Origin of the sequence: uncultured Veillonella sp. (genome assembly GCF_963551295.1) — a bacterium.
In the GTDB taxonomy this organism is placed as follows: Bacteria; Bacillota; Negativicutes; order Veillonellales; family Veillonellaceae; genus Veillonella.
Genome location: NZ_CAUVFT010000011.1, coordinates 41,728 through 65,043, shown reverse-complemented (window position 1 = coordinate 65,043; position 23,316 = coordinate 41,728). Strand labels below are relative to the sequence as shown.

The following is a 23,316-nucleotide window of genomic DNA, read 5'->3' as shown; positions in this document are numbered from 1 at the left end:
TGCTGCGCCATGACCCAGACAAGGAGAACTAAGAGCGAGGAAGCTCGTGCCCTGTTTCTGTTTCTGTTTCTGTTTCTGTTTCTAACAAGTGTACCACTTAATCATGATGTGGTTTCAATGCTTTTTCGTAGTTTTCAGAAACTTTGTCCCAGTTAATAACTCGGAAGAATTCCTTGATATAGTCTGGGCGACGGTTTTGGTAGTGCAAGTAGTATGCATGTTCCCAAACGTCTAAACATAGAATTGCTTTTTTACCTTCCAATAGAGGATTATCTTGGTTTGCAGAGGATGTCACTTCTAGCTTGCCATCTTTGTTAACTACAAGCCAAGCCCAACCAGAGCCAAAGCGTGTAGCTGCCGCAGTAGAGAAGCTTTCAACAAAAGCATCGTAGCCACCAAGTTCAGCGTCAATAGCCTCTTTCAAAGGACCTTGCAATTTAGAAGTATCTGGTTTTGTCATGATGTCCCAGAACATGGTGTGGTTCTTGTGACCGCCACCATTGTTGATAACGGCTTGACGGATATCTTCAGGCACATTAGCAATATCGCCGAGGATGCAGTCTACACAACCATAAGCAAGATCAGGGTATTTCGCGATAGCAGCATTCAAATTATTAACATAGGCTTGATGATGCTTGTCATGATGCAATTTCATTGTTTCTGCATCGATAACAGGCTCAAGGTAATCATAAGCATACGGTAATGGTGCGAGTTCGAAAGGTTTCATAGTAGTCCTCCTTAAATTTAGGGCGTAGAACAATGCTAACTATTTCGTATCATAGTTCTTGTGAAAGCAATTCGATGCACCTGCATCGGTAATATAGAATCAATCTACTAGCATAGCATATATACTTCAAGAAGAGACTGATTATCCCAACGTAACCAGCAGTTAGGATATAATATTTAGCTAACAAATTGATATGAATTATCATTCTTTATCTAATTGTACATGTTATATAGAAAAACGTCAATATAAAAGACTAACATAAAAGGCCATAGGAACTCCTACAGCCTTTAATTAGTTAATTGTTATGTGACTTTTGATTAGCAATAACACATAGTTTTATATAAATTTAATCTACAAGTTAGTCAATGATGCACTGACACATTTTCATCGTTGTTAATGCCGCTTGATGGGACTCCTCTGTTACGCCAGCACAGCAACTCGAATCAATGTGAATAGGAATCTCTGGCAAGCCCGCTTTCAACAGGATTGCATTGGAAACAACACAAATATCTGTGCATAAGCCGATGAGCGTGATAGACTCAATAGGATTTACCCTATCCATTCCCTCTAAGCGACTTACTAGCTCGAAAGAGGCAAAGTTCGGCTTATCTACAAAGGATACGGGGCTCATGATTGAACGACCTTCTGCAGCCTCGATCAATCCCTTCACAATATGCCAGCCCTCGGTATTTTTCACGCAGTGTGGCACTGGTAAAAGCTTCCCTTCTTGACGCTCCAAGTAATCCCTATCATGTGTATCGCGAGTAAAGATAATAGGACCATCAAAGCTTTCAATTTTCTTACGCACATTATCTACGATTAACTGTGCTTGCGATGAGCCAAGTGCACCATCGACAAAATCATTTTGCATATCGATTACTACCAGAACCTTTTGCATAGTTCCTCCTGTATATAGCTACAAAATAAAATATTTATTTCCAATCAATATTAGTTATACTCTTTATTCTTCTACTATAGCATGTTGTACTCGATTTGGCTCATTATGGGCTAATCGCCCTGCCGCTGCTGCCGCTACGGCACCTACCAAATCATCGAGGAAGGTATTACAATGCCCGCCCTCTTCACTATCTAGTTTTTTGATGATACCTGGCTTCACCTTGTCTAAATATCCATAATTTGTAAAACCAATGGATCCATACAAATTAACGATGGAAAAAGCTAAAATTTCATCAATACCATATAGGCTTTCATCATTGGCCACTATGCGTTGTAATGGTTGAGATAATTTATTTTGCTCTGTCAACTTATCAAGCTCTATGCCCGTAATAATTGCATTATGTACCTCCCGTTTAGATAGTACAGACGCCACGCTATCTCTACACTCTTCAAGTTTTAAATTCGGCATATATGGCTTTTGTACGTAAAAAACAAGTTCTGCAATATCCTCTAATGTGACACCCCGTTCAGCGAGAAGTTCATAAGTATATTTCTCTAAATCTTTCGTAGTTTCCATAAGCCCTCCTTTATCGTTTCTTAGGATTAGTATCAGATAACATGACAATACTAACGGGAATCGTTACAACGAGCGCTTCATCAGTATCAACATGCTTAGTATTCCAAGCCGCCTCTTTAGCAGCCTCCTCAAAAATTGGGTACGCTTCACGATCTAGCTTCCAATTATTAGGACCCGCTTCAACAGCTACAATATTGCCCTTATCGTCCGTCTTAATCTCTATAGGAACGATTAATGTTCCGTCTGCACTCGTTTCAAAAGCCTCTGGTGGAATGATCACGTTATAAGAAATCTGTTGTTGCAATTCATAATTACGCTTGTCCGCAGGCTTTACATCTGCAGCTAGAGAACTAATAGGACTCATCATAGATACTAATAAGGCCAATAAAACAACACGGTTAACCATAGTTTCCTCTCATCTAAATACTCTCTTACTATATGCATTATAAGTTGATTATACCACGAAAAAATCCCTACGGTTATCAACCAGTAGGGATTTAAAATTAAATTCGGACTTCAATATTAAGTTTGGAATTTAAATTTATAAATTGTAGTTGCTAAGTAAAGGATGTAGTCTTAATTACAATAACTGCTTAGCATCTTGTACATGTAATACTAAAACACGGCTGATAAATGGGTATTCTGCATACATTTTATCAAAGATTTCACCTTCTGTTAGGAAAGACGTACTACATTCCAAACGGAAACCCGTACCTTGATAGCCATTAAAGCCTTCTACTTCACGAGAACCAAGTGTAACAATAGCACGATTATTTACTTTGAGATTATTTTCTGTACTAGTTAAACCTGCAGCTGGAACCCAAAGATCATCACCATCAACTTTTAAATAGGAATTCCAGGTATTTGTTACATGTGCTTCATTATTAGCCCAAGTAGTGATAGATACAACACCTTCATGTTTTAATACTTCTAATAGTTTTTCCGGTAACATCTGGATATCCTCCTAACTATATATATTATTTAATATAGTCATCATAGCACACATCACATATAATTAATAGTAATTTTCATTACAGATAATATATAAAACAATAGAAAAATCCCCTACCCTTAAGGACAGAGGATTTATATGTTTATGGTTAAACTATATGTAATTAGATTTTCTTAACCATTTCAGACTTCAATGCCATCGCACCGAAGCCGTCAATTTTGCAATCAATATCATGACCATCGCTTGCACCAGAGATGAGACGAATATTTTTTACGCGCGTACCTTGTTTCAAGATGCCAGCGCCTTTTACTTTGAGGTCTTTTACAACAACAACTGTATCGCCATCAGCGAGCTCGTTGCCGTTAGCATCGCGAATGATTCCCGCTTCAGCTGCAGCTTGTGCGTCAGCCGCTGTCCATTCGTTGCCACACATAGGGCAGATAAACATATGACCGTCTTCGTATGTGTACTCGTCGCCACACTTAGGGCAGTTAGGTAAATTTGCCATTTGGATCTCCTTTTTTCACTACATAATGAAAGTATTATACTATATGAAAACGTTACTTAACTACCTAAGCAATAAGTCAAAAGCTAATTAATATTACTTACATGAGTTATAATCTATAAATCTATAAATTTTAAATATTACAGATTATACTAATTCTAATTCTTGCTTTAATGCTCTCTGTAAAATTTGTGAAAAATTAAGTTGCTTCTCTTCAGCTTTATGATTTAACCAGCTTGGTATTGTAAGGGTCTTTTTTACAGCTTTATTATCGGTTCTTTTTAAATATTCCTCTTCATCCCATTTTACTAAATCTATGAATTCACCTTTATTACATTTAATATCGATTGGATTACTTGCTTCTGGAAATTCCTCGCCATCTTCACTCAATGAATACAAGTAAATACCTAGTGCATCTTCAGCCATCTCTACGGCTTCACATAAAGTATCGCCTTCAGTTACACAGCCTAATAAATCTGGAAAACTTACCGTATATCCATTTTTACCATCTGTACTAAAGATAGCTGGGTACATTTCCTTTCTCATTTAATATTCCTCCTATATAGCTAGACACATGATGACTAATCTAACTCCACCTAACTATCTTGAAGGGGCTATTTAAGCCCCGCTTGTTTCAAGATTGTTTGTAATGTTTTAGGCTTTAAATCTTCCTTATGTAGCGGAATCGTTACACGACCAGCTTTTATTGGATGCTTTAGTATATGATGCGAACCTTTAATTCTATCAATATACCAACCATCTTTTTTTAAATCCTTCATCAACTCTTTAGGTGTAGTCAAATTTTAATCACCACCATTCATTTACTTAAAATAAAATAACTTCTCCTAATTGACATTTACATTATAATACGTATTTATACGTATGTCAATTATTTATAATCTTGATTCAAAAGATTTTCATACAACTCTAACTTATCTTCTAAATTATTCTTATAGCCTTCCAATCGTTTGATTTCGGCATCAATAAATCGATAGTGTTCTTGCAACAATGTCATTCTTTCATGGACCGTATGAGATCCGGCATACCTTAAATCCGCATATCGCTTGATATTCGCAAGAGGCATTCCCATGTCTTTCAAGCGTTTAATAAACTGCACAAAGCCCACATCCTCAGCATGGTAATTACGAATGCCGTTCTGTCGCTCGATATGAAGGAACCCTTGATCCTCATAATATCGCAATGTAGAAATGGGCAGTCCCACCAATTTTGAAAATTCACCGATTTTCATACTTTCACCACCTTGACCTCAAGTATACTCGAGCATATATCATACGTCTAGACGGAGGTAATAATTATGAAAGAAACACGTTTTAACATCGGTATGAACACATTGAAACAAATTGACGGGCTGCACGGCGAGGAGGTGTATAATACAATTCAAGAGATTTCACCGGCCATAGCCGATTTATTGGTCGAGCTGTTCGGCGACATCTACACGCGCCCCAACCTGAATTTCAAGGAACGAGAACTGATTACGCTCGCATCCCTTTTAACACTGGGCGGTTGCGAGGCTCAGCTGAAAGTACATACCAACGCGGCACTCAACGTCGGTATCGCGCCAGAGCAAATCGTAGAGGTTTGCACACATTGCATCCCCTATGCGGGATTTCCACGCGTACTAAATGCACTGTTTACGGTGAAAGCGGTCTTTGAAGAACGAAACATACTGTAATTAAAGAACGACAGCAACAAAAATAGAGGATCCCGACGGACCCTCTCAACAGCATTATTATATTATGTACATTACACGACGCATCCAGATTGACGATATACGCCAATCTCATTATAATGTAATAAAGAGATAGTCGACGAGTGATTCCGTCAGGCTCATCCCAAAACATTATAAAGCATGCAGAAATGGCCTTTCGTTTTCAGCTACCAGTTGGTAACGAAGGGCTATTTGTCGTTATTACGACAAATCAGGACTATCAATGCTCCAAAGGAAATAACGACAGTTAAGATCCCGAGGACAATCATAATGACTTCATAAGCATTCATAGGCTTTCACCCCCTTCAAAGAAAAAGGGTGTCCCAACCTCGTTCGACTATCTTACGCTCATTATAAACCGAACTTATGTTCTATGCAATAATAAATCTATTAATAAATATTAGTCTATTTATAACTAACAAAGGGAGACTCTTGATAGAGTCTCCCTTTTATTCATGTACAAGTTGTACGAAATTAATCCATATTTTTCAATCAATAATTTCTGCTATATACTAATAACGAAAGAGCCATTAACGTGAGTTAGGTAAAAAATAAACCTAACGTTTGAAACTAAGTACTGCAATACTTAGACACGTTAGATTTATCAAATTCAACATTCTTTGATGAGCCTAACGCCTAGAACACGTTAACTGGCTCTTTTGTACTTATAGTATAGTCTGAATTCTAGAGACTGTCAATTTACTATGCAAGTCGTCTCCGTAATATAGCATATAAAATCATACTAATAATAACGCTCATAACGGCTTGAATGACATTCGTTAAAATACTAGCAATGGCTACGCCTGGGTCAAATACAAAGTATTCGGCAATAAAATAGCCTGCTACGATGATAATACCACCTAGGATAGTTGCTACCAAGGCAGAAGTAGTTGTCTTATGGTTATAGACAGTACCGACAAGATAGCCTTCAATGCCTTTCACCACAAAGGTGATAGGTACAAAGACTGCGTAGCCGAGGAATAAATCAGCTAACGCTGGGCCGATAGCACCAATATAGGCGCCATATTTTCGACCTAATAATAGAGCTGACGTCATAATAACGACATCTCCTACATTGAAATAGCCGCGAATGCCAGGTACTGGGATTTTCGTGTACATGGTAAACAGTGTTGTGAGGGCAATCAATACGGCTGTGAGTACTAACGCGGACGTAGTACTGCGGGGTTGAACGTGTTGCATAGCGTCCTCCTTATAAAAAATAGACATGTGACTATATCCATCACATGCCTATACTATAAACCTTTATGGTAACACCTGCAAATAGAAGAAATTAACAATACTTCCTTAGCAAATTCTATCGTCATTTACTTTCAGAATAGATGCTCTTCACTAGACTTTAACTTTCTATAGATACCATTTTATTATAAGAATTCCCTCAACGTGACACTGATTGAATAGAAAGGAACTAGCCATGAACATTTTAATCATTTACACCTATCCTAATCATCAGAGTTTTAATAGTGCTATTCTGAAAGTAGTCCAACAGAATCTTTCAAAAGACCACAATGTAAACACCTTGGATCTATATGAGGAGCAATTCGATCCTGTATTGCGATTTGATGACACGCACAAACGTCGAGATCTAAGTACTGTGCCGGATATGGAAAAGTATCGTAATTTGATTACTTGGGCAGACCATATCATCTTTATCTACCCTATTTGGTGGAGCGGTATGCCGGCTATGCTCAAAGGATTTATCGATCGCGTCTTTACAGCGGGCTTTGCCTATTCATATGGTAAAAGAGGCCTTATAGGTCATTTACAAGGAAAATCTGCCTGGATTATCACAACCCACAACACTCCCGCCTTTTTGACGCCGTTTATCCAGGACTATGGCAAGGTATTAAAAAATCAGATTCTGAAATCCTGCGGCATCAAACCGGTTACACATACCCAGTTGGCGGGCACGGAAAACAGCTCAGACGAAAAACGCCGACGCTTCTTAGACAAAATCGCTAATATCGCCGGCAGTATATAACATTTCTAGTATACTATGATTTTTTACCAAAGATTACTTGGTTGCCAAAATCACAAATAAATTTACATTAGACTGCTTACAGTTTGCTCTAAGTCAAAAACAAGCCGTATACGAAAATCTCCCCAATTACATAGATATTACTCTTCAAATCTCTCTTCTACATTGTAGAGAACCTCACAATCACACCCGCCACCTTCATTAATAATCCAGGCTAGTACACTTTCAACATCTACGCTCTGCTTTTCCAAAAATTCTCTTGTGAAAGTCAAACTATGATCGCAACCATCATTTGTCTCTAATTTCTCATCTACATAGTCAAAAAGATTCCAAAATAGCTCTTCATCCATAGGCAAACTATCTTGAAAACTCTGTTTTTCTTTAGCTTTATAGTCTTTCAATAATTCCTTTTTACGCGCTTTGTCCATTGCAACTGTTTCCTTTACATGACCTATTTCTCATATAATTCTGGGCTCTCTAAAATAGTGCGTATTTTAATTTTGGCAGCTTAACAAATTGTAACTACTACATGGCCCTTCGCTTCTAGCACTTTTTTATAGAACACCTTCATCTGCTCGAAGTCATGGAGAAGCTCATCTATGATTTCCTCCTCTTCTTCGTCATAGTCCCAAATATTTGGGTATAACTCAGCCTCTTTACAGGCTTTCATATCGAAAGATTCGAGTGCTTGTTCTATATCAAACTGCTCTAAAGCCGCTAGGATATCAACTATTTTGGAATGTTCCGTATAAGCCATATATTCAGATAAGTCCTCAATCGACGTTACACCAAGCACAGCTTGGCTAAGTGGATTATCATCTATTATATGATTAGCGCTCACACCAGTAAGCACGAAGTGAAGGACATCCCACATCTTATCAATGTCTAGCAATAACTCGTCCTCATCACTCCACTCTTCAACGGTTTCAAAAAGCTCTTCCTCTGATGAACCTAAACCCTTGAGCTCTTTTAAATTCTTATCATTTACACAATTATAATTTGCAATGAGTCCCATAACCTAAAACCTCCCTAGATAGTTAGTGCTCTATCTCTGTCAGTAATTATTGACGAATAATATCTTTCACCAGTTCATACGTATCTATTAGCCGAAGTCTGCCTATCCTCGGTTCATCTGTAATCTCATTGTAGATATCGTCCAATGTGTCTGCCGGCGCTAGTTTCCAGAGCTTGCACGGATACAGCTCAACGGTTCCGATAATTTCCAAATCACCTAATAGCAGCCCTAAGTCCTTATGATTGAACCAACAGTCGGTGTTGATACCGAAATTTGTATTATCTTTCCGACAGGAAATTTGACTATTTAAAAAATCGTCCATACTAGGTTTGTCCGCTTGTAAAAGTCTTGTACAGGCCAAATGATATTCGATTTTTCGCGGTGATTGATCTACGTCCGACACGAAGATGGCTCCATAGTTGTCTTTAAACTTAACGGCTAGTACATCGCCCACCTTAAAATGAGGTTCTCGCTTTGTTTTAGATTTTCGAACTTTAAGAGGCTTTGGATTTTCACTTTGTAGTTGTACGGCTAATGTATCCAACACCTTTTGCCGCTGTTTGAGCGCCTTGCTATCAATTTCTAGCCAAAACTCATGAGCACCCTTCCCGATTATGTCTAAGGCTTTCCCTTTAATATCCTCAGACAGATGACCTATCTTCCACAGTGAATAAGCTACGGCAGTCCAATAAATTTCTGTATAGAATTCGTCAGTGCAAAAGTTCTGCTCTTCAGCCAATATTTCTGAAACAATTGTATCAATACTGATACCATCTCTATAGCGCTCAACAATTAAATTATAAATATCATGGCCATCATCACTATCTATGATTTTTACTCCATCAATAGCCATATAATTCTCCTTTTAAACAATACGTCTAGAAAAACAGATTATGTGATTCTGTAACGGTTCCATCATCTTCATGGAAATAACAAATATATAAAGGAGCTCGATGTGCAGCGTCATAGAATTTTTGTAATTCAGCAGCCACATTTGCTTCTAAAGGCATGCCTAGCACCTGAACAACGGTTTCCCATACATCCATTTCTGTATAAGAAGCGATTTCATCACGACCAAAAGCCTTTCCAGGTAAAGAGAAGGTGCATCGCCCTTCGGCAGTATCTCGTTCTTCCAAACCGTCTAACAGGTAAAAATCAAACAGCATATCAAACTCTTCAGCTAGCTTAGCATCATTTCGTAATATTTCTAAGTAATCCATATTGATTACCCCTTATTGCATTTCACCATGAACTGCCACAAATTCATCCTTAATCTGTTGTAGTTCTTTTTTAGCAGCCATGTACTGTTTTAAGTCAATTTGTCCCTTCTCTTTTTGTTCATCCAAGGTCTTTTCTTTGTTTATGATTCTAATCCAGTCTAATTGTGTACTAAAATCAGAATTAACGCCTTCACCGTCTTCTCGTAACGCAAGCAATGTAGAGACTTCGTCCATGCCGAGATTAAACATGTCGCTTTCAAAATCAATAGGTTCAAAATAATAACGAACCATATCCGCACCAAATTCATCGTTTAATTTCGCCCATTCCAGCCCTGAAAGCACGGTAAAGCCGAGCGTATCGTTCCCAAGACTTTCAGTAAACCAACGCACCTCATAGGCAGGCTTAACAAAGTCATTGAAATATTTGATGGTCACATCTCGATCTTGCTCATCACCGTAAGGAATTTGTAGCTTTTTATCGCCTCTTTGTAACACAATATCGTCACCATAAGCCTTGCCATTACTAACCGTTTTAATATCGATAGGCTCATCCATCATGTCATTAAAATAGCACACTACATCTTCATCGTACTCACGCCAATCAATCCAAACGACAGCTTCAGAATCGTATAAATCATTTAAATCAATGTCATTAGCGAAAAAACTTCTTACTTGATTATACATATCTTCCATCGTCTCTCTCCGCTAAATTATTATCCTGCAATATCCGCATTAACAGGATTCCCATCCGCATCAATATTGGCTATGATGCAATGACCCCAGAAAATATCATCGTCATCATAATAAACTTCTATGGAGCCATCATTGCGAAACACCAATTCACCCATCGTAATACGCTTAGCAAATATTTCTGCCGTAATCGGGTCTTGGTCGTCGTTATCTAGCCAATCATTAGCTAAATCTAGCAATGTTTCACTAATGTACACGCTAATTCGTTGTTCAAAGTCTTTGAAATTTTTAATCTTATTGAAAGCCGCCAATGCTACGGTACAGCTTTCATCAGAACCCTCGTCTACATCAAGGGTGAATGCATAATCATCAATTCTCGCTGTGTAATATTGATACTCTCGATTTAACATAAAATCACCCCTATCGGTATGAAGGTATTTAGGGGTTTTTAAATACGCAGACAATGCCTCTAATTCGCTGTGTTTAGCGTGCTCCTCTAACACCTCGAGCACATAATAGCGATTATTCCAAGAGGGACGCATATAGCCTAAATCCTCTATGGGCTTAGCTTTCTTAACTAACAATTTATAGACACCGTGCGGCTCAAAAGAATAGCCCCATCTATCGTCAAGACCCTCAATAATCCAAGTCAAAATGCCTTCGCTACGGTCAAGCACGCCAGTTCGAGTATCTAGGATAGCATCAGTAGACACCAGTGGTCTATGGTACTTCTCTAAATAAGGACTAGCCCCATGCGCATCACTACGCGGTAATGCATAGATTTCAAATACTTCAGATTCAAACTCTGCTTCATATTCTGGCAAACGTACAACACTCATATGACTCTCTCCTATTCATAACATTTATACGGTGCAAATTGTTTACAGTTAAGAATTGCATTCTTATAGGTGCGGCCACATTATAATTGTGCTACTACATCATAATTTATATTACTTACAAGCGTTCAGCTACATCGATTCTATGTAATAATTCTTTCGCTAGTTCTTGGGCTGCTTCGAATTCCTCACTTGAAAGCACCATAAGTACAAAGCTATCGGTTCCGATATCCATACCTACTAACTTATGGGCTTCCCATGTGGCATTAAGATCCGCACTCCAGTCCGTAATGCATTGGTCTTCATCTAATGCTGCTGTATCAATAGTTAGATTTTCGCTAGTATCTAAAGACTTGTTACGTATTAATTTCTGCACATTATGAATAAAATCCTCTAGTTCACACTTACAGCTTAGCTCTACGGCATATCCTTTAGATACTAGTTTCTCATAAAGGTTCCACCAACTATCTTCTAATTCTTCCATGGAGCGCAACTTAGCCTCGGTCATAAAAGATTTAGCTTGTTTAGCATCGCCTAGTAATAACGTTGCTAGCTCTGTAAATGTTGGTTTCATCTGCTCTATATCTAGATTTGCTACTTCTACATACAAACTAGGATTAGGCAATCTCCGTTTTTTCACAAAAGCCCGCATCATCTTCACCGCATCTGGATAACTTACATCATCCATACGATAGGTTTTACTATCGATGTCTAAGAATATATCAACGGAATCCTGCGTTTTTCCTACACGAGCCTTCATCGCAGTGCAACCATCGATAGCATGAGGCGGATATAGCTCTATATACATGAAAAAGCCATCTTCCATAGCCTTGAGCGTATTATCTATGCCTACTATGTTAAAACCGTTTCGATTATAATCGGGACTCTTCATGTGCCACTCTTCGTAATTGTCAAAAAGCTTTTCTTGAATCCAATTGTAAAAACTCATAAGGATACACCTTTATATAACTACCTTTTACAAACACTCTATTTAATCTAATTATAGCATTATTACAATTTAAACAGCATAACTTAAAATTCACTAACATAAGAAAATAATGGCATAAAAAATAGGCATAAGACTAAAAGCCTTATGCCTATTAATTTTTGGTGCGCCTAACCGGAATCGAACCAGTGACACGCAGTTTAGGAAACTGCCGCTCTATCCAACTGAGCTATAGACGCATGTACACTTTATTATATCGTTTTTAATAAAGTATACGCAAGGCGTCCTTATTGCTATAGATAACAGTTATTAGCTCATTGTTATAAACATTGGTTAATATCTAATTGCTATAGTCGTCACTTATAAACTTATTGTTGTAAGTATTGGTTATTTACTTGTTTTTGTTCTTCTGGGCTTAGGTTTTGGTAGCCTTTAGCTAATGCACTTACCCAAGATCCATAGGCAGGGTTTGGGAATACCACAAAGGTAGTACCAAAGTCTTCTTTATGAGCATCGATGATGCCATTTCTTTCAGCTAGTGTCTTGCCTTTTGTGCCGATTGGGAAATCACCGGCGTTATCGCCCATGTATACAACGACATAATATTTTTTAGCAATCATATCAAAGCGAGGTTGTTTATCAGAGTCTTTTTCGAATAGTAGTACATGGTCTTTATCAACAGATGGGAATCCTAGTTCTTTAAAGTTCTGTATCGTTACATCAAGGTTTACAGGTGCGTAGCGGTTTGAAACATAGAAGATTTCTACCCCTTGTTTATGTACTTCATTTAGGAAGTCAACGGCCCCAGGCATGGCTTGCGATTTTCCTTGATGCACCGCTTGACGCCACCAAGGAGCATCAAAACGACCATTGCCATTGGCGATGCTTTCACCCATCAGTTTTGTATTATCTACTACTGTTTCGTCCGCATCAAGAACAATAGCTAAAGGTTTTCTTTGATGAGATGGATCAACAACGGCCATTTTAACGGCATTCATCGCCACATTGTACCCTTGATACGCTAGTGCTCTATACTCCGCAGAGGTGCGCATCCATAACAGCCCCATCGTCTCTGTGTCAGCTTGGTACTGCTGCTTTTGCTTGAGTGCTGCCTGTTCAACCTGTGTTGCCGCATCATTCGCCGATTCACTATTAACTACCGCATTATTAGCTACTGTATTATTTGCTGCAGCACTAGCTACATCATTCTTAGCTGCTGTAACAGTAACAGGTTGAGCTGGTTGAGCCTGCGTTACAACAGCAGCAGAAACAGGGCTATTTACTTTCACCATCTCTGGAGAATTCGCCTGTACTACAGAACCCACACAAAGGCTTCCTCCAATGCAAGCCACCGCCACATACCATGCCAAACTACTAGATTTCATAATTGCCTCCTATTCACATATAACATTACGTGCAAATTTAATACATCATATAACTCTACATAATTATACTAAAATTCTTTTGAAATTTGTATATTTTCAACACAGCAAAAGGGCCCTTACTACACATCTTTGATGATTCTTAACTTAGATGTGATTAGCAAAGGCCCTTTAAAGGGTTTTATTTGTTTATAAGATAATTGGTATCAGTGTATAAAACTTTTGTGTGAATTTAGATTTTTTATAGATTTGTTTTTTATATAAGTGTAAGAGAGTTATTAGTTAAGAAAGTTCTTTTTAATCGTTAGTATTGTTTAGATTAACTGTCTTTTCTGTTGTTTAAATAGGATGTATTCCCTTATTTTACATCACTAAAATCAATGTCCATACCCAATGCTTTAGCAACGCCTTCACCATAAGCTGGATCGCATTGGTAGCAATGTTTTGCATGACGTTCTTTGATAAAATCAGGTACACCATTCATAGCCGCTGCGGTGTTATCAAACAAGGCTTGTTGTTGTTCAGGGCTCATGAGGCGGAACAATTTACCTGGTTGTGTAAAGAAGTCAGAGTCGTCTTCATAGAAGTCATATTGGTAAGCTGGACCAGATACATCGAGAGGAGGATTTTTAAATTCTGGTTGTTCAGCCCATTCACCAAAGCTATTTGGTGCGTAACCAATTGTAGATCCATGGTTTCCATCTATACGCCCTTGACCATCGCGATGATAGATATTTACAGGGCATTTAGCGGCATTAACAGGGATTTGATAATAATTTGCCCCTAGACGATAGCGTTGCGCATCGGCATAAGAGAATAAACGACCTTGAAGCATTCTATCAGGAGAGAAAGAGATACCCGGAATAATTGTAGTCGGTGCAAAGGCCGCTTGTTCTACATCTTGGAAATAGTTTTCCGGATTGCGATTAAGTTCCATCACACCAACTTCAATCAATGGGAACTCATCGTGATACCATACTTTAGTTAAATCGAATGGATTGTACGGCATATTGTTAGCTTGTTCTTCGGTCATCACTTGGATGCATAGTTTCCATTTAGGGAAATCGCCTTTTTCAATAGCCTCAAAGAGGTCACGTTGGTGACTTTCACGGTCACTAGCTACCACATTAGCCGCCTCAGCGTCGGAAAGATTTTCAATCGGCTGTTGGCAAACCCAATGGAATTTAACCCATACACGCTCATCGTTTTCGTTGATAAGACTGTATGTATGACTGCCAAAACCATGCATTGTGCGGTAGGATTTAGGAATACCACGGTCACTCATGACGATTGTTACTTGGTGAATCGCCTCTGGCAAGCTAGTCCAGAAATCCCAGTTTGCTGTCGCATCGCGAAGATTTGTTTTCGGATTCCGTTTTACAGCGCGGTTCAAATCAGGGAATTGCAATGGATCGCGGATAAAGAATACCGGTGTATTATTACCTACGAGGTCCCAGTTTCCTTCTTCCGTATAAAATTTTACGGCAAAGCCACGAATGTCGCGTTCTGCATCGGCCGCACCACGCTCACCGGCAACAGTGGAGAAACGCACGAATAACGGCGTTTGCTTGCCTACTTCAGAGAAAATTTTTGCTTTCGTATATTTTGTAATATCATTAGTTACTGTGAAAGTACCAAATGCACCGGATCCTTTAGCATGCATGCGGCGTTCAGGAATCACTTCGCGCTCAAAATGAGCTAATTTCTCCATGAGCCAAACATCTTGCATCAATACAGGACCACGTTTACCTGCTGTAACAGAGTTGCGATTATCTGGTACGGGAGCGCCAAAGGCGGTTGTTAGTTTTTTTTCATTATTCATGTTACAAACTCCTACTTAGAGATCAAAATGAAAGTAATTTACTTTACATAATTTTTTAGATTATACATCTCAATTAAGATAAATATTATTAATGGATAATTATTATCCATTACTCTGTAATTAGAATATCATATTTTTTTTAACAAAACAACCCTCAACCTTTATAAATCTTGTATACACGATATCATTTGTAAAACATAAATGAGAATTCACAGTATTGTATATACTAGTTATACCTACATACGTCTACTTCCCAACCTGAACAAAACAAAAAACACCTTGCTTCTACCAACCTGTAGATCACAAGGTGTTTTCATTCAATTTATGCCGGACGACTCCAGTCAACTTGTACGTCGATTGCTTCCCACATACGTGTTAAAGCTAACTTAAGATTATCCAAAGATTCCAATGGTTTTACGTTCAACCGTTCATACGTATCAAGACCTGTAGCATGCTCGATAGCATGTTCATTATTCAAGTAAGCGAGAACCTTATCAACCCACTCTTGTTCAGGTAAATCTACGGACACTGTTTTTGTTTCTGTATCATAGGACAAGAAACCATTGCTGTTTACGCCATAATGAATGGCCACACGAAATAAACTCATATCTATACCTCTCTTGCGGTAATTTATTAACACTACACCCATATTGTAACACGAACAATTATATTAGCGAAAGTATTCAATATAATCTTTATAAGTCCTTTTTGACGGTCTTTTTAGGTCCTTCAATAGATGGGTGTGTATCTGCAATTGTAGACCGATTAGTCTCTTTAGTTGAGACTACATCAACATTAATAGACTCCCCATCCTCTTGATCAGGCTGTGCATCCACTGCCGCTTTCAACTCTAACCGTTTTCTGCGTATTCCATTGTCTCCGTGAAAGCGTTGCCATAACGCCCCACTCATGACAGCGGTTTCACCAAATTTAGACTCTAAGGAGTCTAACACACTAGATAGCTTATCCTCTGTTTTATCCTGTGGGGATTCAAAGAGACTGTCCTGCATAGGAACCTTCTCATCGAGACCACTCACAGTAAGGCCTAATAAACGGATAGGACCAGGCGGATCCATAAAAGTAATCTCACTGGAACTACTATATTTAGAACCAATATGGTTAGAACGATTATCTTTAGAACTACTATATCTAAAATCAGTAGATTTCACTTTCATAGTTGCCCCTAGTGCTTCTACGTCTTTCTTTGTACCTTTCGGATTCTTACTCGTTTTATCTTGCATGAGCTTATTCCACAAGAGCAGCGCAGTTTCAAAAAATACATGCTCATGATCTGACGGCGTATCTAACCGCTTCTGCCGTGATACGGTAGTGAAATCATCATACCGAACCTTGATAGATACAGTATGTCCATAAAGGCTACGTCTCCGAAGCCGTTTCGATAAACGGTTTGCAAAGTACCTAAATTCTAATTCGATAGCACGGCCCTCTGTGAGATCTTCTTCATAGGTTTCCTCAGCTCCAATCGATTGTATCTTTCGGTCTGTTTCAACAGGTCTATCGTCGATACCATTCGCAAGTTCCCATATGCGCTTTGCCTGATTTCCCACAAGAGGAATTAAAGTACTTTCATCAGGCAAAGACTGAATATGACGTATCAGATGAAAGCCACCAGCTTTCAAAATTTTCTCTGTCCGAGGGCCAACACCCCAAATACGTTTAATAGGCAAAGGAGCTAGCACCTCTTTTTCACGACCGTATGGGATGACCACAAGACCATCTGGCTTATCTAAATCAGAGGCTAATTTAGCAAGAAATTTATTGGGTGCTAAGCCTGCAGAGATAATAAGTCCTGTTTTCTCGAATACACGATCTTTAATGGATTGTCCTAGTGCTTTAGGACCACTATACATGGTAGACATGCCGCTCACTTCAAGAAAGGCTTCATCAATAGATAGAGGCTCAATATAAGGGGTGAATTCTTTCATGATGGAAAAAATTTGGTTCGATACTTCTTTATATCGATCCATCCGAGGATATACATAGATGCCATCAGGACAGAGTTTCTTAGCCCTCGAGATTGGCATCGCAGAGTGAACACCAAATTTTCGAGCCTCATAGGAACAGGTAGCTACAACACCACGTGAAGAAAGACCACCCACGATTACGGGGTGGCCTTTATACTCTGGATGATCCAGTTGTTCTATGGACGCGAAAAATGCATCCATATCAACATGCATAATCCAACGTCTCATTGTTACGCTTCTTTTTCGTGCTCAGAAATGCGGCAGTATTTAATCTGCGCACAAATGCACTCATCTTTAGTTTTATATAATTGAGGGAGAATATCTAAAATATCGGCAAATGTAGCTTCATTAATGGAGTAACGCGTCCATAAACCATTACGTTGAGAGTTGACTACACCTGCATCAATTAAGATTTTCATGTGGTAACTCAACGTAGATTGAGACAAATTGAAGCTCGCTAAAATATCGGCTGCACATAATTCATTGCAAGACAACATATCGATGATGTGTAATCTTGTTTCATCACTTAATGCCTTAAAAATCGTCGCTAAACGTTCGTAAGAAACTTCAACCATATCTTTAACTCCTCAGATCCTTATCAAAAAATATCAATCTACTTCTTGGTACTATTATATACTATTTCTTAATGTAAATCTATTTTTTTCTTTATATTTGTATCTTAATAATTTATTATGAATACAAAAAAATTATAGATAAGTAAATTTCGTCTCATTATAAACTAATTTAAGCACGTATCTCTTTGTATAAAATGAATATTTTAAACAAATTTTCATTTTATAGATTTATTTGAATATACATTTTTCTGTATATATAACAATTGTGTTCTATTATTTATTATATATTTCTCGATATACTCACACTTTAATAACTATATAGCATACTTCGATATACCGCACCACTGTAGCAACCTAAAGGATTAGATATAGAGTATCCACGTTTATATTCTACATCTATTCAACACAAAAGACCCCTCTACGAGGGGTCATATCTGTATAATTCTATAAATCGATTGCATAGCAAAAAATATTAAAATGTATAATATTATATCAATGCTACCAAATACAAATTTCCTATTATATCAAATTAGTATAGCTTAGAATACATTTACTAAGTCGATAGTTTGGCTACGGTTAGGGCCAACGGATACGATACCCAAAGGTACACCTGTTACTTCAGCAATGCGTTCTACATATTTACGAGCATTTTCAGGCAATTTGTCATATTCACGAATACCAGAGATATCAGTTTCCCAACCTGGCAATGTTTCGTACACTGCTTCGCATGCTTCAAGATCTTTCAAGTTAGCTGGGAAGCCTTCTACGTCTTTACCATTTAATTTGTAACCTACGCAGATTTTCAATTCTTTGAACGTATCAAGAATATCCAAGCGAGTAATAGCCAAATAATCAAGGCTGTTAAGACCTGCTGCGTATTTTACAACCATCAGGTCTAACCAACCACAACGACGAGGACGACCAGTTACAGTGCCGAACTCATGACCAAGCTCACGAAGGTTATCGCCAGTTTCGTTAAGAAGCTCTGTAGGGAACGGACCTGCACCAACGCGTGTAGCGTAAGCTTTTACTACACCGAAGATGTTTTTCAAGTAGTTAGGACCTACACCAGCGCCTGTGGAAGCACCACCTGCAATTGGATGAGAAGATGTTACGAATGGATATGTACCATGATCAAGGTCGAGCATAGTAGCTTGAGCACCTTCAAACAATACCTTTTTATCCTCTTGAATGGCTTTAAGAACAGCCGCATTAGTATCTGTTACATAAGGCTTCAAGGCTTCTGCGTATTTGGTGTAATCCGCTAAGATTTCATCGTAGTTAACAGGTTCAGCATCGTATACCTTCGTAAGCATTTTATTTTTGAACTCTACGTTGTACGCTAATTTTTGTTTAAATGCTTCCATATCATACAAATCGCAAATACGGATACCGATACGATTGATTTTATCAGCGTAACAAGGACCAATACCATTTTTAGTAGTACCGATTTTAGCATCCCCTTTAGATGCTTCTTCCGCAGTATCTAGAGCGATATGGTATGGCATAATGACATGTGCACGGTCGGAAATTTGAAGGGATTTAGCAGATCTGCCTTGCTTTTCAAGGCCTTCAATTTCTTGTAACAGAACTTTAGGGTCGATAACAACACCAGTACCCACAATATTTTGTTTGTTATCGTATAAGATACCACTTGGTAAAAGGCGAAGCGCAAACGCTTTATCATCAACTACAACAGTATGACCCGCGTTATTACCACCTTGACTGCGCACCACAACATCCGCACGTTCTGCGATCCAGTCAACAATTTTACCTTTCCCCTCGTCACCCCATTGAGTGCCGATAACCATACTAGTTGCCATATCTATATCCTCCATGTAACAGTCGAAACAATTCATTTTTATTATACAACAATGTTCGGACTCTGTGAAAGTATTTATACAAATTCAATCTTTAATTTCTTCCCAAAAGCACGGGCTATTTTCTGCAATGTTTTCAAAGATGGATTTCCATTTCCATTTTCAATCTTGCTAATATCGGATTGTGTAATACCGGTTAATTCAGATAATTGCATCTGAGTCATATGTGCTGCTAATCGCGCCTCAACTATATTCTGAATAATTTGATACTCATCATCTAACGCATCCCACTCTTTTTTAAACTTCGGATTTTTTAATTGTTTCTCTAAATATTGATTTAACGTTTCCATATTATGTATACCTCTCAATATAGTCATTTTTATATTTAACAGCTAATTCAATTGCACTTTTAGGCGTTTTCATAGACTTCTTTACAAAACCATTAGTTAATACAATTCGTCTACCTACAAAAAAGAAATATAATATCCGAGAAATATTCGAGCCTTGCTTTGTTCGTAACTCATAAACACCATCTTCTAAATATTTAGACTGAGGTTCCCTCAAACGATTGCCATATAATTCAAGTATCTTTAGATCTCGAATTGTTTTAGCTCGCTGCTTATCTGAAAGTTCATTTAAGAATACTTTTGCTGGTTTATCTCCACTTAGAGTTTCATAAAAAACAACAGAAAACGTATCCATGTCATTCCTCCTACTGCTAGAAGAAATCTTTACTTAATTATATGTTAAAACATATATCAAGTAAAGATATTGAGATATAGAAAGTCAAAATCTTACTATAATCAATATAGATAACTGGTTTATTAAAGTAAACACATGGGAGGTGACCATTGGTCACCTCCCATGTATTGACATTTTAACGAGTCAAAATATTCTATTTTAGTTCTTTCATACAATTTAGCTACTTACCTACCATTACATCTTTAATATGATTTATTGCAGCGATATTATTTTGGTTCTTTAAGCCAAAAGCTCATCAGTAGCCCCATCAATCCTACAGGCACCAGGGTCATCAACGCTGTTTGTACATCGTAAATATCTGCTAAGTGCCCAATATAAGGTGCCACAAGGCCACCAAGAGTTATCCCTAACCCCAAAGTAACGCCCGACGCAAAGCCTGCATTTTTAGCGAGGTATTTTTGCCCTAAAACGGTAATGGGACCGTATTGTGAGAATACGCCAAAGGCCATCGGTATCATGGCACCGAAGAAGCCCCATATATTTGGTACAAAGATAAATACTAAAACAGATGGCAAAAAAATAAGATTCCCTAAGCATACCGTTTTAAGGAAGCCTAATTTATCGGACAAAGCCCCGCCCATATAGGTAAGGACTGCGCCCATGGCAAAATACATAGTAAGAGCCAAACTCGATGCACTGGCTTCGCCGTTAATAACGGTAATATACAAGATTGGAATAAAGATTGACAAGACGGAAAATAGAATCGATCGAGAAGCGATGACAAAGAAAAGTTTACCGAAACTCACCCAATCATTTGTACCAGCACTAGTGGCTTTGGTAGGACTTTTACTTTCACCAGCATTTGGCGTACTGGTCACCCCAGTAAAGGCGTATAGATATAGTAGCACACCGAGTATAGCGATAGCAGTAAAAACCCATAAAAATTGCCCGCCGAAAACGTAAACACCACCAGCGATGAGAGGACCCAAAGCAAAGCCCGCACTACCACCGACTGCAAAGCGTCCCATAGCATTACCAAGCTCATGAGATTGCGTACGATTTACCAGTAGAGCTGCCTCAGGATGGAATAATGCTGCCCCTACCCCCGCCAAAAGCGACAGAGCAAGAATCATTTCATAACTCGTAGCCATTGCCATGGCGCTAATGGACACGAGAGTCACCGTAAAGCCAACGGGAATAAACCAGGGCACGCGCCACCGATCCGCCACATAACCCAATATGGGCTGTGCGATGGAGGCCACCACGGTGTTACAGAAGATAATGGTCGCCGATTGATAGTAATTAAGGCCAAAGTTAGCGATAAAAAACGGAATGAGCGCCGCTAAGGAACCTTGTCCAAAATCATTGATGCAATGAAAAATAGGCGGTCCGTACTTTCGTATCATACGTTTCATATAACCTCCTAAAACAAATAGATAATTTCTAATGTAAGACGAGTATACAAAAGCCTGCTAGGAAACTAATTTATAATTATCTGTTAAAATAATATACTTCTATCTAAAATGGTATATTGCTTTTAAACAAAAAGGGTAGATATAGCCAACACCTAATGCATGTGCCATAGGCTTGTTGGTCTATACCTACCCTAGTCTTTCATATGTTATGTGGGAAGTCCCTACAATTATAGGCCAAAGCGAGCCATGATTGTATCTACATGTCTTAGCAATTTATATGGGTCGAAGCATGCATCGATTTCCTCATCAGTCATGTATTTCTTAATATTTTCATCAGCTTTTAAACCTGTTGCAAAGTCTTTGCCTTCAAGCCAGCGTTCCATAGCATGTTTTTGAACCCAACGGTATGCTTCGTCACGTACCGCACCTTTATCTACAAGGTTTGTCAAAATTGTTTGGCTAAATACGAGTCCCCCTGTGAGGTTAAGATTTTTAAGCATGGTTTCAGGGTATACCAACAACTTATCGATGGTGCGAATTGTTAGGTGCAACATATAATTTAATGCGATTGTCGCATCCGGCAAGATCACGCGTTCTACAGAGCTATGAGAAATATCGCGTTCATGCCACAATGCTTGATCTTCGTAAGCAGATTGTGCATAGCCACGAAGTAAGCGCGCCATACCGCAGATTCTTTCACAAGTAATAGGATTCCGTTTATGAGGCATCGCAGAGGAACCCTTTTGTTTAGGGCTGAAATATTCTTCTGCTTCGCGTACCTCTGTACGTTGTAAGTGACGGATTTCCAATGCGATTTTGTCTAATGTACCGCCTACAACAGCGATGGTAGACAACAACTCAGCATGGCGGTCACGTTGTACGACTTGCGTAGCGATTTTAACAGGTTCAAGTCCTAATTTTTCGCATACATATTGCTCTACGAATGGATCGATGTTGGAGTAAGTCCCAACAGCGCCGGACAATTTACCAACGGCTACGCTTTTACGCGCATGCTCCATGCGTTCAATATCACGTTCTACCTCTGCCATCCACAACGCCAATTTCAAACCGAATGTAGTTGGTTCGCCGTGGATGCCGTGGGTACGGCCGATCATAGGAGTATATTTGAACTCAGCTGCACGACGACGCAATACTTCGTGCAAACGCTTTAAGTCATCAATTAAGATATCGCAGGCTTGTTTCATCATGTACCCAAGCGCCGTATCTTTCACATCTGTAGAGGTAAGGCCAAGATGGATATATTTTGCCGCTTCAGGACCTACGTATTCGCCCACTGCTGTTACGAAGGAAATAATATCGTGGTTCGTTTCCTTTTCAATTTCATGAATGCGCTCAACGTCGAAATTGCCCTTTTCACGAATTGTTTTTGCCGCTTCTTTAGGAATAACGCCCAACTCAGCTTGTGCCTCAGATGCGAGGGTCTCCACCAATAACATTGTGTCGAATTCGTTGCGTTCGCTCCAAATATGGCCCATTTCTTCTCGTGTATAACGTGGTATCATGA

General features: G+C 38.7%; 29 protein-coding genes and 1 tRNA gene. 2 read left to right on the top strand and 28 right to left on the bottom strand.

Translation table 11 applies throughout. The annotated features are described in order from the left end of the window. Positions 1-97: 97 nt before the first annotated feature. The 9 genes from RYO55_RS04660 to RYO55_RS04620 all read right to left on the bottom strand — a co-directional run bounded on the left by RYO55_RS04660 (position 98) and on the right by RYO55_RS04620 (position 4,907). Positions 98-727 carry a superoxide dismutase gene (locus RYO55_RS04660; RefSeq protein WP_314984368.1) on the bottom strand — a complete coding sequence of 210 codons (630 nt, stop codon included), beginning with the start codon at positions 725-727 and terminating at the stop codon, positions 98-100. Positions 728-1,085: 358 nt separating this feature from the next. Beyond that, the gene (locus tag RYO55_RS04655) at positions 1,086-1,625 is read right to left on the bottom strand and encodes an isochorismatase family cysteine hydrolase (protein ID WP_314984366.1); all 540 of its coding nucleotides are present in this window, start codon (positions 1,623-1,625) and stop codon (positions 1,086-1,088) included. A gap of 63 nt (positions 1,626-1,688) precedes the next feature. Beyond that, a complete protein-coding gene (locus tag RYO55_RS04650) occupies positions 1,689-2,201 on the bottom strand; it encodes a phosphatidylglycerophosphatase A (RefSeq protein WP_314984365.1) in 513 nt (170 codons plus the stop codon). Positions 2,202-2,211: 10 nt separating this feature from the next. After that, positions 2,212-2,607, bottom strand: a complete 396-nt coding sequence (locus RYO55_RS04645) for a hypothetical protein (RefSeq protein ID WP_314984364.1) — start codon at positions 2,605-2,607, stop codon at positions 2,212-2,214. A gap of 174 nt (positions 2,608-2,781) precedes the next feature. After that, positions 2,782-3,153 carry a pyridoxamine 5'-phosphate oxidase family protein gene (locus RYO55_RS04640; RefSeq protein WP_314984363.1) on the bottom strand — a complete coding sequence of 124 codons (372 nt, stop codon included), beginning with the start codon at positions 3,151-3,153 and terminating at the stop codon, positions 2,782-2,784. Positions 3,154-3,316: 163 nt separating this feature from the next. Beyond that, positions 3,317-3,661 (bottom strand): zinc ribbon domain-containing protein YjdM, encoded by a 345-nt coding sequence (locus RYO55_RS04635; RefSeq protein ID WP_012864930.1) that lies wholly within the window; start codon positions 3,659-3,661, stop codon positions 3,317-3,319. Between the two features lie 144 nt (positions 3,662-3,805). Next, a complete protein-coding gene (locus RYO55_RS04630) occupies positions 3,806-4,204 on the bottom strand; it encodes a type II toxin-antitoxin system HicB family antitoxin (RefSeq protein WP_012864931.1) in 399 nt (132 codons plus the stop codon). 68 nt (positions 4,205-4,272) lie between these two features. Further along, the gene (locus RYO55_RS04625) at positions 4,273-4,458 is read right to left on the bottom strand and encodes a type II toxin-antitoxin system HicA family toxin (protein WP_012864932.1); all 186 of its coding nucleotides are present in this window, start codon (positions 4,456-4,458) and stop codon (positions 4,273-4,275) included. Positions 4,459-4,547: 89 nt separating this feature from the next. Further along, on the bottom strand, positions 4,548-4,907 hold the full coding sequence (locus RYO55_RS04620) for a MerR family transcriptional regulator (protein WP_314984361.1): 360 nt from the start codon (positions 4,905-4,907) through the stop codon (positions 4,548-4,550). Between the two features lie 66 nt (positions 4,908-4,973). Here RYO55_RS04620 and RYO55_RS04615 point away from each other — a divergent pair, with 66 nt between their 5' ends. Further along, positions 4,974-5,351 (top strand): carboxymuconolactone decarboxylase family protein, encoded by a 378-nt coding sequence (locus tag RYO55_RS04615; protein ID WP_314984360.1) that lies wholly within the window; start codon positions 4,974-4,976, stop codon positions 5,349-5,351. 738 nt (positions 5,352-6,089) lie between these two features. Here the strand turns inward: RYO55_RS04615 and RYO55_RS04610 are convergent. Then, a complete protein-coding gene (locus RYO55_RS04610) occupies positions 6,090-6,587 on the bottom strand; it encodes an ECF transporter S component (protein ID WP_314984357.1) in 498 nt (165 codons plus the stop codon). Between the two features lie 232 nt (positions 6,588-6,819). Here RYO55_RS04610 and RYO55_RS04605 point away from each other — a divergent pair, with 232 nt between their 5' ends. Beyond that, positions 6,820-7,386 (top strand): NAD(P)H-dependent oxidoreductase, encoded by a 567-nt coding sequence (locus RYO55_RS04605; protein ID WP_314984356.1) that lies wholly within the window; start codon positions 6,820-6,822, stop codon positions 7,384-7,386. Positions 7,387-7,523: 137 nt separating this feature from the next. On the opposite strand, the gene RYO55_RS04600 is transcribed toward RYO55_RS04605, so the two are convergent. From RYO55_RS04600 to purB, 18 genes are all read right to left on the bottom strand, one after another. Then, the gene (locus RYO55_RS04600; protein WP_314984355.1) at positions 7,524-7,811 is read right to left on the bottom strand and encodes a DUF2695 domain-containing protein; all 288 of its coding nucleotides are present in this window, start codon (positions 7,809-7,811) and stop codon (positions 7,524-7,526) included. Positions 7,812-7,891: 80 nt separating this feature from the next. Continuing rightward, entirely contained in the window at positions 7,892-8,398 is a 507-nt protein-coding gene (locus RYO55_RS04595) for a YfbM family protein (protein WP_314984354.1), read from the bottom strand. A 46-nt stretch (positions 8,399-8,444) separates the two neighbouring features. Further along, positions 8,445-9,251 (bottom strand): hypothetical protein, encoded by an 807-nt coding sequence (locus RYO55_RS04590; RefSeq protein WP_314984353.1) that lies wholly within the window; start codon positions 9,249-9,251, stop codon positions 8,445-8,447. A gap of 25 nt (positions 9,252-9,276) precedes the next feature. Next, positions 9,277-9,618 carry a hypothetical protein gene (locus tag RYO55_RS04585; RefSeq protein WP_314984351.1) on the bottom strand — a complete coding sequence of 114 codons (342 nt, stop codon included), beginning with the start codon at positions 9,616-9,618 and terminating at the stop codon, positions 9,277-9,279. A 12-nt stretch (positions 9,619-9,630) separates the two neighbouring features. Beyond that, positions 9,631-10,311, bottom strand: a complete 681-nt coding sequence (locus RYO55_RS04580) for a hypothetical protein (RefSeq protein WP_314984349.1) — start codon at positions 10,309-10,311, stop codon at positions 9,631-9,633. Positions 10,312-10,331: 20 nt separating this feature from the next. Further along, positions 10,332-11,147 carry a DUF2262 domain-containing protein gene (locus RYO55_RS04575; protein WP_314984347.1) on the bottom strand — a complete coding sequence of 272 codons (816 nt, stop codon included), beginning with the start codon at positions 11,145-11,147 and terminating at the stop codon, positions 10,332-10,334. Positions 11,148-11,262: 115 nt separating this feature from the next. Continuing rightward, positions 11,263-12,093, bottom strand: coding sequence for a DUF6630 family protein (locus RYO55_RS04570; protein ID WP_314984345.1), 831 nt, complete (start codon positions 12,091-12,093; stop codon positions 11,263-11,265). Positions 12,094-12,252: 159 nt separating this feature from the next. Continuing rightward, positions 12,253-12,329, bottom strand: a tRNA-Arg gene (locus RYO55_RS04565). 129 nt (positions 12,330-12,458) lie between these two features. Further along, a complete protein-coding gene (locus RYO55_RS04560; protein WP_314984343.1) occupies positions 12,459-13,475 on the bottom strand; it encodes a 5'-nucleotidase, lipoprotein e(P4) family in 1,017 nt (338 codons plus the stop codon). 355 nt (positions 13,476-13,830) lie between these two features. Continuing rightward, on the bottom strand, positions 13,831-15,294 hold the full coding sequence (locus RYO55_RS04555) for a catalase (protein ID WP_314984342.1): 1,464 nt from the start codon (positions 15,292-15,294) through the stop codon (positions 13,831-13,833). Between the two features lie 322 nt (positions 15,295-15,616). After that, positions 15,617-15,901, bottom strand: coding sequence for a hypothetical protein (locus RYO55_RS04550; RefSeq protein WP_314984340.1), 285 nt, complete (start codon positions 15,899-15,901; stop codon positions 15,617-15,619). Between the two features lie 88 nt (positions 15,902-15,989). After that, entirely contained in the window at positions 15,990-17,507 is a 1,518-nt protein-coding gene (gene dinB / locus RYO55_RS04545) for a DNA polymerase IV (protein ID WP_314984338.1), read from the bottom strand. A gap of 2 nt (positions 17,508-17,509) precedes the next feature. After that, positions 17,510-17,854 carry a helix-turn-helix transcriptional regulator gene (locus RYO55_RS04540; RefSeq protein WP_004694570.1) on the bottom strand — a complete coding sequence of 115 codons (345 nt, stop codon included), beginning with the start codon at positions 17,852-17,854 and terminating at the stop codon, positions 17,510-17,512. 539 nt (positions 17,855-18,393) lie between these two features. Then, positions 18,394-19,677: an adenylosuccinate synthase gene (locus tag RYO55_RS04535; RefSeq protein WP_314984337.1), complete on the bottom strand. Its 1,284-nt coding sequence runs from the start codon at positions 19,675-19,677 to the stop codon at positions 18,394-18,396. 74 nt (positions 19,678-19,751) lie between these two features. Next, the gene (locus RYO55_RS04530; RefSeq protein ID WP_155085801.1) at positions 19,752-20,024 is read right to left on the bottom strand and encodes a helix-turn-helix domain-containing protein; all 273 of its coding nucleotides are present in this window, start codon (positions 20,022-20,024) and stop codon (positions 19,752-19,754) included. 1 nt (position 20,025) lies between these two features. After that, entirely contained in the window at positions 20,026-20,376 is a 351-nt protein-coding gene (locus tag RYO55_RS04525) for a type II toxin-antitoxin system RelE/ParE family toxin (RefSeq protein ID WP_314984335.1), read from the bottom strand. A 266-nt stretch (positions 20,377-20,642) separates the two neighbouring features. Further along, positions 20,643-21,791 carry an MFS transporter gene (locus tag RYO55_RS04520; RefSeq protein ID WP_314984333.1) on the bottom strand — a complete coding sequence of 383 codons (1,149 nt, stop codon included), beginning with the start codon at positions 21,789-21,791 and terminating at the stop codon, positions 20,643-20,645. A 227-nt stretch (positions 21,792-22,018) separates the two neighbouring features. Beyond that, on the bottom strand, positions 22,019-23,314 hold the full coding sequence (gene purB, locus RYO55_RS04515; protein WP_278617611.1) for an adenylosuccinate lyase: 1,296 nt from the start codon (positions 23,312-23,314) through the stop codon (positions 22,019-22,021). Positions 23,315-23,316: the final 2 nt, after the last annotated feature.